General features: G+C 54.8%; 8 protein-coding genes. 3 read left to right on the forward strand and 5 right to left on the reverse strand.

Going from position 1 to position 9,314, the window contains the following annotated elements; genetic code table 11:
• Window position 1: 1 nt before the first annotated feature.
• The 5 genes from ABJ205_RS15045 to ABJ205_RS15065 are packed head-to-tail and all read right to left on the reverse strand — an operon-like array spanning window position 2 to window position 5,861.
• Complete coding sequence (locus ABJ205_RS15045; RefSeq protein ID WP_348156951.1) at window positions 2-544, reverse strand: YcxB family protein; 543 nt, start codon at window positions 542-544, stop codon at window positions 2-4.
• Window positions 544-1,515: a prolyl aminopeptidase gene (pip, locus tag ABJ205_RS15050; RefSeq protein ID WP_348156954.1), complete on the reverse strand. Its 972-nt coding sequence runs from the start codon at window positions 1,513-1,515 to the stop codon at window positions 544-546. Before pip ends, ABJ205_RS15045 begins: the two co-directional genes overlap by 1 nt.
• Window positions 1,515-2,348, reverse strand: coding sequence for a phosphodiester glycosidase family protein (locus tag ABJ205_RS15055; RefSeq protein ID WP_348156956.1), 834 nt, complete (start codon window positions 2,346-2,348; stop codon window positions 1,515-1,517). Before ABJ205_RS15055 ends, pip begins: the two co-directional genes overlap by 1 nt.
• Window positions 2,345-3,877 (reverse strand): anthranilate synthase component I, encoded by a 1,533-nt coding sequence (gene trpE / locus ABJ205_RS15060; protein WP_348156959.1) that lies wholly within the window; start codon window positions 3,875-3,877, stop codon window positions 2,345-2,347. The genes ABJ205_RS15055 and trpE overlap by 4 nt, the downstream gene beginning before the upstream one ends.
• A gap of 46 nt (window positions 3,878-3,923) precedes the next feature.
• Window positions 3,924-5,861 carry a SurA N-terminal domain-containing protein gene (locus tag ABJ205_RS15065; RefSeq protein ID WP_348156962.1) on the reverse strand — a complete coding sequence of 646 codons (1,938 nt, stop codon included), beginning with the start codon at window positions 5,859-5,861 and terminating at the stop codon, window positions 3,924-3,926.
• A gap of 292 nt (window positions 5,862-6,153) precedes the next feature.
• On the opposite strand from ABJ205_RS15065, the gene tpiA reads away from it, so the two are divergent.
• The 3 genes from tpiA (at window position 6,154) to ABJ205_RS15080 (ending at window position 9,190) form a co-directional block, all read left to right on the forward strand.
• Window positions 6,154-6,918, forward strand: a complete 765-nt coding sequence (tpiA, locus tag ABJ205_RS15070; protein WP_348156965.1) for a triose-phosphate isomerase — start codon at window positions 6,154-6,156, stop codon at window positions 6,916-6,918.
• A 114-nt stretch (window positions 6,919-7,032) separates the two neighbouring features.
• Window positions 7,033-7,446 carry a preprotein translocase subunit SecG gene (gene secG / locus ABJ205_RS15075; protein WP_348156968.1) on the forward strand — a complete coding sequence of 138 codons (414 nt, stop codon included), beginning with the start codon at window positions 7,033-7,035 and terminating at the stop codon, window positions 7,444-7,446.
• Between the two features lie 106 nt (window positions 7,447-7,552).
• Window positions 7,553-9,190 (forward strand): CTP synthase, encoded by a 1,638-nt coding sequence (locus tag ABJ205_RS15080; protein WP_348156971.1) that lies wholly within the window; start codon window positions 7,553-7,555, stop codon window positions 9,188-9,190.
• Window positions 9,191-9,314: the final 124 nt, after the last annotated feature.

Here is a 9,314-nt window from a genome sequence, read left to right on the forward strand (position 1 = left end):
ACTACCAGCCTCTAAACGGTTTTCCTGTATAGGCCAGTAGACATTGGCGCAGTGAATCAATCTGATAAGAGTCAAGTTGGCTCTTGACGATGAAATAGTACGATTTTGGCGCGCGATAAAGAAGCAGCAAGCCGTCATTTTCGTGCCAACCGTAAAGATCGGTCAGAGTTAACGTCTCAGTGGAAGTCCCAGTTTCGACGCGAATCTCTTCGCCTTTGAAGTAATATGTCGACGACTCGCTCGATGCTCCCACTTGTTCACGATACGCGACGATTTGCCTCTTCAGACCGAGAGTTAACAGTCGTTTTGGAGGCCAAATTATCAGCCAAGAAAGCGCGCCGCAAACTGGAATCCAGATTAATCCCCACAGGATCGAAGGAAACTTATCGTCAGAGATCCCGATCGACAAAAGGACCAAAATGAGAAAAATGACGATGAACGTTGCGCGTGGATTCGACTTCGAATGAGCTACCCTAGAGAAGACCGCATGCGCTTCTACCGCTTGGTCAAGGTCAAACTCCTGGGTAAAACTGAAGTCAGCCATCAATATGCCGCAAACTTATCCGTCGCGCGGACTAGCCCGTCGACAATGCCCGGCTCGCTTGCGGCATGGCCTGCGTCTGCGATCATCCATAGCTCTGCCTCGGGCATGGCCTTTTTAAGGTCCCAAGCCGCGCGGGGCGGGGTGCAGGCGTCGTGCCGACCTTGCACGATGATAGTTGGGATATGGCGGATTTTCTCCACATCGCGAAGCAACTGCGCTTCTTCGAGATAGAAATCGTCCATAAAAAACCGCGCGCAAATCCGGGCAAAGGGCAAGGCACTTTCCGGCTCGTTCATATTACCCAGTAGCTCGTCATTGGGTAGGACCGTGATGACAGTCCCCTCCCAAGAAGCCCATTCTTTCGCCGCCGCAAGGCGTGTTTCCCTGTCATCAGACGTAAGCCGCGTGTGATAGGCCGTGAGCAGATCGCCGCGTTCGTCTTCTGGAATAAGTCCAGCAAAACTGTCCCATTGGTCGGGATATAGTTGGCTCGCCCCATAGTTATAGAGCCATTGCTTCTCTGCTTGGCGAGCTAAGAATACACCGCGCAGGACCAGTTCTGTCACCCGCTCAGGGTGTTTTTGCGCGTAAGCGAGCGCCAAGGTAGAGCCCCAGCTTCCGCCAAAGGCTTGCCATGCATCATGCCCGCACATTTCGCGCAGTTGCTCAACATCACCAACGATACGCCATGTGTCATTGTCTTCGATTTCTGCAAAGGGGGTGGATTGCCCGCAACCGCGCTGATCGAACAAGAGAACGTCGTATTTTTCCGGATCCCATTGACGCCGGTGCGATGGGGCCATGCCGCCACCGGGGCCGCCGTGCAGGAAGACCACAGGTTTTGCGCCAGGTGTGCCGACCCGCTCATAATAAAGCGAATGGCCTTCGCCTACATCGAGCATTCCGGCCTCATAAGGCTCAATCTCTGGGTAGAGAGTGCGGTCATAGCTAAGCATGTTGCTATTGCTCATTATTTTGTCTCCACCACAAGAAGGGGGCCCACACGCCTTTCGTCCATTCGCCCGCTTGCCGGGTCCCATAGCGACGATATATTCCCGTCCAGGAACAACGCGTTGGGTGTTTCCAATTCATCGCGGAAGTATCGCGCGATCTGGCCAAAGCTCAACGGAGCGTTTGAAATAACGAAGTGCGCCTTGCCGTCAGCAGCGATGCCAACGCCGTTGCGGATTGCCTTTGACGGACCGTTTTCCTGAATGTCAGGATGAAGCTTACCATTGATGACGAGCATGGGGCCCGACTGGGTGCCAAATTGTGGGCGCGTTCCAACAGTGCGCAGGAATGTGTCCGTATCAAGGATGCGCCAATTACCACCTGTGCCGAAGAAAACGCCATTTGGCTGCATGTAGAAATTGCCGCTTCCCTCTCCACGGTTGAGTTCTACCAACCGGTCGCCGCCGCGCACAAAATACCCAATGGCTTTAAGATCATCACCATACATGCCGCCGTTCATAACAAAGGCAATCCGGCTTTCATCCCGGCCTGCGGCCCAGCCTTCGATTGTGCCGAAATTGTTCCCGCTAGACGGTGCAAGACCGGTGTTGATGCTGTGTAATTCTGGGTCCGCGATACAATGAGTAAGCGAGACGCCTTCAAACGTCGCAGCCCGGCATATGTCACCAATGTTCTCTTCAGTGCCTTCTTCACTGATCTGGGGAATTGTTTCGGCCGTATCGCGCGGGACCGCTTGGCCGATCTCGGCGCGTGTAACTGGCTCGCCCGCCGGTTGATCCTGACAAGCGGTGAGGGTCAGCGCAGCCAAAAGAGCAATTGAAAAACGTGTCATTGGCCAAACCCTGGTTCACTCGCTACGCGGACCGCTTCTTTAGCGGCCGCAATCAATGCGCCGGCTTTGGCGCGGCATTCGGCAAGCTCGTAGTCCGGGTCGCTATCGGCGACGATCCCCGCGCCCGCTTGGACATGCATCGTACCATCTTTGACAACCGCCGTGCGTAGAACAATGCAACTGTCGACCGAACCATCAGGTGCGAAATAGCCTACACCGCCAGCATAGGCGCCGCGGGCCTCCGGTTCCAACTCGGCGATGATTTCGCACGCTCTGATCTTTGGCGCGCCTGAGACAGTGCCAGCAGGAAAGCCTGCAAATACCGCATCAAGTGCGTCGCTGCCATCGGCAAGCTTGCCAATAACATTGCTGACGATGTGCATCACATGGCTATAGCGTTCGATTGTGAAGCTGTCGGTGACTTCGACGCTTCCTCGTGCGGAGACGCGGCCTGCATCATTGCGCCCAAGATCAAGCAGCATCAGGTGTTCTGCAAGCTCTTTAGGATCGGCGAGAAGTGAAGCTTCATTCGCATCGTCTTCTTCACGCGTTGCCCCGCGTGGCCGCGTACCGGCAATTGGGCGAATAGTCACATCGCGCTCACCTTTTGCATTGGCGCGCACTCGGACAAGGATTTCAGGGCTCGATCCCACAATCGAAAAACCGGGTAGATCAAGAAAATAGAGGAATGGCGATGGGTTTACTCGGCGAAGGCTCCGGTAAAGCGCCAATGGTGGCAGTTCAAACGGGCATGTGAAACGCTGCGCCAGCACGACCTGAAATATGTCGCCTGCAAGGATATAGTCCTTCGCCTTTGCTACCATGCTCTTATAATCATCGCCCGACATAACCGGGGTCAGTTCAGGTTCGCTCGCGTATGCAGATACACGAGGTTCCGATGGGCGGGGCTGAGTGAGGGCGCGCAAGGTTTCATCGATACGCTCACCAGCATGCTCGATCGCAGCTTTTGGATCAGCGGCTTCCCAAATGGGGGCAACGCAAAACAATTCATCTGAAAGTCCATCGAAGATCAGGATGATGGTTGGACGCACGAACAGCATGTCAGGCAATGCAAGTTCGCTAGCAGGTGCGCGCGGCAGAGTTTCGACGAGGCCAATTGTCTCATAGCCAAAATAGCCGACGAGACAGGCAAGGGCAGGCGGAAGCCCTTCAGGCACATCGATACGGCATAGCTCAGAAAGCGCGCGCAGTTCCTGCATCGCATCGCCTTTGCATGGCTCAAACGCGTCTCGGTCTCGTTTCCAATTGGAGTTGATCGCTGCGCCATTGGCGTTGGCACGAAACACAAGGTCCGGATCAAGGCCAAGCAGGCTGTAGCGTCCCCGGACTTCGCCGCCTTCTACTGATTCAAGCAAGAAATCGCCGCGCCCTGATTCGATCAATCGCCTTGCGGCGCCCACTGGCGTGTCACAATCGGCAATGACCTTACGCCAGATAAGCGATGGCTTACCCGACGCAAGAACGCGCTCTGCATTCCTTGCATTCTCCAGATTTGTTTGGGTAACCATGGCTTGTGTCACTGCGAGCACCTATCCCAAAGCGCCAAAGAGCGTATCAACTTTCACCCGAAAGAGTGCGTCGCAGAGCTTCGATAGCTTCTTCATTGCGCTCAACGCCGACTTCCTCGCGGATGGAGGCAGACAATTGCTCCGCATATTCGCCGCTAAGCGCCGCCGCGATCTGTTGCTGCGTTTGCAACAACACAGGATTATCATCAGCCACTTCCCCGACAACAATTTCGTCCAAATTGATGAGGAACCAGCCAAGGTCACCTTGGTTTTCAAGCAATTTTGCCGAACCTTGAGCCATAGAGAACATCAGCACCAATGAAGATGGCAAACGCTGGTTGGTATTGGCCAAAAGCTCTGCCCTTGTAAGGTCAACTTGCTCAAGCTGACTTGCGCTGTCTCCTGCATCGCTAAGGGCTTGAGCGATGGGTGTTCCGGCACCTATTGCTTCAAGCGCAGCTTCGGCCACTTTCTTTGCTTCTTTGCTGCCTTCCGAAATGCGCCATGCAGAGATTGCAGCGTCGCGCACTTCAGCAAGCGGAGGAGCGGCGCTTTCGGTAATGTCGGAGACGTCGAACACGAGGAATTGTGCACCGGGCACGATTTCTGCGAGTTGCGGATTGCCTTCCTCCATTTGGAACGCGGTGTCGAGGATTGGACGAACTTGAGGTGTGACCGTTTGTCCTAGGCTGCCGAAGACTTGGCCGTTGGCAAGAAGGTCGGGGGTCACATCAACCTGAAGACCGAATTGCTGGGCGACATCAGTGAGCGATGTGCCTGTATCCACCATTTCTTCGATCTGAGAGCTCAGCTCTGCTAGTTCAGCGGCAAGCATTTCAGCCTGAAGTTGATCCGCGATGTCACTGCGAACCTCGCCCAGTCCGCGTGCTGGTGTGCGTTCGATTTCATCAACCCGCGCTACGTACCAACCAAGCGCACTGCGGGCGGGTTCAATAAGCGCGCCTTGCTCGGCCTCGAACAAGGCTTCACCAACGGCAGCGCTTGTGGCCGTCCCCGTCTGTTCACGGTCACGCAGCTCATTTTGAGACACGTTGAAACCGGCTTGCGCCGCTGCTGCTTCAAGGCTTGATCCACCGCGAATGCGCGCTGTAATCGCCTGTGCCGCTTCTTCGGTGGGAACGACAAAAGATGTGAATGCACGGCGTTCTTGCGCTGCATACACTTCTGCATCGCGTTCAAAGCGCGCTGCGATTTGAGCCTCATTGGGGGTCAGATCGGTCGTAACAGTCTCAGCACCAAACCGCGCAAAACGCAGTGTGCGGCGCTCTGGTAGGATGAAATTGCTGCGGCTTTCTTCGTAAAAGGCGGTGAGTGCTTCGTCGCTTGGATCACCTTCTGGCGCATATGCGACGCTGGAGATAAGAGCGATTTGTCCGCGGCGCCGTTCAAGGGCAAGCGAGGCATAATGCTTCGCTGCTGCTTTGGGTAGGCGCGGGGCACCAAGTGCTGGCCGAAGGATTTGCTGCGCTAAAAGGCCATCACCAATATCCTTGCGCAAAATAGCATCCGAAATGCCCTGACGCTGCAACGCCAGCTGGTAGGTCTGCGGGTCAAAATCACCTGTGAGGCTGCGGAACGCAGGAATTTGCAGGATTTCGCTATTCACAAGGTTATCGCCAGCGCGAAGGCCATAATCCTTAGCAAATCGGCCCAAGGCATAACGATCGATAAGGACTGATAGCTCTGCTTCGTATCCACCTTCGGCGATGAATTGAGGCATGGTGATCGTCGGATTTTGTTGTCGCTGACGCGAGAGCGCGTTGTTTATTGCGCCGTTGGCCTCGCTTGCAGAGATGGTTTCTCCGCCGACTGATGCGATTTTGTCGCTACCGCTGAGGCCGCCAAAGGTCGATGAACCCGAAATGTCGGCTGAAGCAAAGGCCAATGCGACGATCACGAGAAAACCAATGAATATCGGAAGGCCGATCTTCGACTGGAAAAAATTACGAAAAAGCGAAATCATCTAAGTCAATTCCCAGTACATTATTCTGTGCGCGCTACCGCAAATTTTCATGTTCAATATCCGCCCAAAGGGGTAACGCAAACCCGATACCCACATTTGAACTGTGTGAAACGGGTGAAACTCACGCTTTGCCCAGTTACTATGAACGGATCTGCGCTTTATCGGGCCTGCGACCTCGCGGCAACAGGTTGGATGGGTTTTGACTAAACTTGCACGCTCCGCTAGCGGACCAGCCCGCACGCGCCTAAATCTCTCAGGCAAGATTCGTATCAGTTGATTTCAGGAATATTGAATGCCCTTGCGCCCCTATATCGTTGGCAATTGGAAGATGCACGGCACCCGCTCCATGCTTTCCGAAGCGCGCGCTATCGATAGAGCTGCCCAGCGCCACATGAAGGTCGAGGTGGCGATTGCTCCGCCTTACACCTTGATTCACCCGATCCACCGCGAAGCCGAACAGATCGCGGTGGGCGCGCAAGATTGCCACGAACAAGAAGGCGGCGCACACACCGGCGATATCTCTGCGGCGATGATCGCTGATGCTGGCGGCAAATTTGTGATCCTTGGCCATTCTGAACGGCGCCAATCACACCGTGAGGGCAATCCGTTGGTCAAGGCGAAGGCCGAATCGGCTCTAACGGTTGGTCTGCGCGTGATCATGTGCTGCGGTGAAACGAACGAAACCCGTGAAAAGGGCGACGCCGTTTCATTCGTGACGAAGCAACTCAAAGCCTCGCTCCCGGTTGAGATCGAAAACCCTACGGAACTTCTTTCTGTTGCGTACGAACCCATTTGGGCGATCGGTACAGGTAAGACTGCTCAACCGGCTGATATTGAAGAAATGCATAGTGCAATCCGTGCATTACTCATCAGTCTCTATGGTGAAGAGCACGGGGGAGCGGTCCGCATTCTTTACGGCGGTTCTGTGAAACCCGAAAATGCGTCTGAAATCTTTGCGGTGCGTAATGTCGGCGGCGCCTTGGTTGGCGGTGCAAGCCTTACAGCCGACAGTTTTATGGGCATTGCGCTAGCCGCTGGCGAAACGACTGAGGCGTAACCAGCCCAAGACCATCCCATTTCGGTGAGACCTTGTTGTTCTGAGTGCTTATCCCTAAGTGCGACACTTCAGAACGCATGTTCATAATCAAACACTTTTTCAAAAGAAGCCAATATGTCGCTGTTTATCATCCTTACCGTCATCCAGGCCATGATCGCCGCCTCACTAGTTGCAGTGGTGCTTATGCAGCGTTCCGAAGGCGGAGGTCTGGGAATTGGCGGCAATCCATCGGGCGCTCTTGGCGCGCGCGGTGCGGCTGATTTTCTTACCCGTTCAACCAAATGGTTGGCTGTGGCTTTTGTTGTGATGTCGATTGTTCTGGCCGCATTGGCCGTGAGCGACTCGAGTGTAGGTGATTTGTCATCGACGCTTGACCGCGATGCATCTGCTCCAACGGCTGATGACTTGCTTGGTGATCCGGCCGGATCTGGCGCGGCGTCACCGAGTGATGATCTTCTAAGTGATGACAGCTCAGTTGATGCAAGCGAGGCACCTGCGACCACTGACGCAGACCCTCTAGCCGAGTAAAACTCAGCCAAAATCGTAAAAAATTGCCACACTTGTGGATTGGCGGCGCTTTGCCTCACCAATTTGCTTGCCCCGAATCCCCTGACACGCTTAAGGCTCAACTCCCATGGCGCGGTACATTTTCATCACCGGCGGCGTGGTCTCCTCGCTCGGCAAAGGTCTCATGGCAGCAAGTCTTGCTGCACTCCTACAAGCACGCGGGTACAAGGTACGTATTCGCAAGTTTGATCCCTACCTCAATGTCGATCCGGGCACGATGAGCCCGTATCAGCATGGCGAGGTGTATGTGACCGATGACGGCGCAGAATCCGATCTCGATCTTGGGCACTACGAACGCTTTACCGGCGTAACCGCGCGGCAGAGCGATAACATCACCTCGGGCCGCGTTTACCGCGACATTATCGCGAAAGAGCGAAGGGGTGATTATCTCGGCGCAACCGTGCAGGTGATCCCGCACGTGACCGATGCGATCAAACAGTTTGCATTGGCCGACCAAGATGACCACGATTTTATCTTGTGCGAAATTGGCGGCACGGTGGGGGACATCGAATCGCTACCATTCATGGAAGCCATCCGTCAGATCCGGAACGATCTTGAGCCGCTTCAAACGCTCAGTGTCCATGTGACACTCGTGCCGTACATTGCCGCTGCTGGTGAGCTTAAGACCAAACCAACGCAGCACTCAGTGCGCGAGCTGGCCAGTCTTGGGATTAAGCCCGACGTCCTGCTATGCCGCGCGGAACACCCCATTCCCGATGGTGAGCGGCAGAAGATCGCGAACTTCTGCAACGTCCGTAAGGAATCGGTGATCCCGGCTCTCGATGCGCCGTCGATTTATTCTGTGCCATTGCAATACCACCAAGAGGGCCTCGATGCAGAGGTCTTGCGCGGTTTTGGCATTACCGATGCGCCTGATCCCGATCTGTCTTCTTGGAACGATGTCACCGACCGATATTTCAATCCAGAAGGCGAAGTCACGATTGGTGTGGTGGGCAAATATGTCGGTCTTCCCGATGCTTACAAAAGCCTCAACGAAGCGCTGGTCCATGGCGGCCTTGCTAACCGGGTCAAGGTCAACATTAAGTGGATCGACGCTGAGATATTCGAAGGCGATGACGACGCCGATATTGTTTCGGCGCTTGAGCCGATGCACGGCATCTTGGTGCCCGGCGGATTTGGTGAGCGCGGAAGCGAAGGCAAAATCTCTTCTGTGCGTTTTGCAAGGGAACGCAAAGTTCCGTTCTTCGGTATCTGCCTTGGAATGCAAATGGCCTGTGTCGAAGGCGCCCGACATGCTGGCGTTGCTGATGCTTCCTCGACTGAATTTGGCGAAACCAAAGAGCCGGTCGTTGGTATCATCACAGAATGGATGACCCAAGAAGGTCTCCAGAGCCGTGAAGAGGGCGGTGATATGGGCGGAACGATGCGACTTGGCGCTTATGAAGCGAAGTTAAGCGCCAACAGCCGCACGTCGGACATCTATGGCGGTGCAAACTCGATTTCAGAGCGTCATCGCCACCGTTACGAAGTCAACAGCGCCTATATTGAGCCACTCGAGAGCAGCGGTTTGGTGTTTTCTGGCATGTCGCCTGACGGGTTGTTGCCTGAGATTGTCGAGCGTCCAGACCATCCATGGTTTGTGGGGGTTCAGTTTCACCCGGAACTTAAATCGAAACCGTTTGATCCGCACCCTCTGTTCGCAGGATTCATCGCGGCGGCGCTGGAGCAATCGCGTCTCGTTTGACGGAGTTGCTCGGGCGCAATGCGCGCTTCAACGAATAGGCTGTCGCCTACTTACAAGTTTGTAAGTTTACACTTGCGGACGGTGCCCAAAGCGCATTACGCCCTTGCTTGTCTTAAGCATTTTA

Source organism: Erythrobacter sp. (assembly GCF_039988855.1).
Classification (GTDB): domain Bacteria; phylum Pseudomonadota; class Alphaproteobacteria; order Sphingomonadales; family Sphingomonadaceae; genus Erythrobacter.